1 protein-coding gene is annotated in these 386 nt (G+C 70.7%); it reads right to left on the reverse strand.

What is annotated here, in order from left to right:
• Positions 1-386: L-serine ammonia-lyase, iron-sulfur-dependent, subunit alpha (locus DK254_RS05740; RefSeq protein ID WP_177412027.1), on the reverse strand; the 386-nt coding region annotated here is incomplete at both ends.

Below are 386 nucleotides of genomic sequence, written 5' to 3' on the forward strand. Positions count from 1 at the left end.
CTGGCATCGGGGTTGAAGCGCATGTAGTAGTGCAGCACCGCCGGGACGATGCCGGCGGCGCCGTTGGTGGGGGCGGTGACCATGCGCCCGCCGGCGGCGTTCTCCTCGTTGACCGCCAGGGCGTAGAGGTTGACCCACTCCATGGCGCTGAGGGTGGAGCCGATGACGTTGGGCTTGCCGATCTCCAGCAGGTTGCGGTGCAGGCGGGCGGCGCGGCGCTGCACGTTGAGGCCGCCGGGGAGGATGCCCTCGGCCTTGAGGCCGCTGTTGACGCAGTCCTGCATGGCGCGCCAGATGCGCAGCAGGCCGTCGCGGGTGTCGGTGTCGCTGCGCCACATGCGCTCGTTGGCGAGCATCAGCTCGGAGACGCGCAGGTTGTGGCGGCG

Origin of the sequence: Pseudomonas sp. RW407 (genome assembly GCF_003176655.1) — a bacterium.
Taxonomy (GTDB): Bacteria; Pseudomonadota; Gammaproteobacteria; order Pseudomonadales; family Pseudomonadaceae; genus Pseudomonas; species Pseudomonas delhiensis.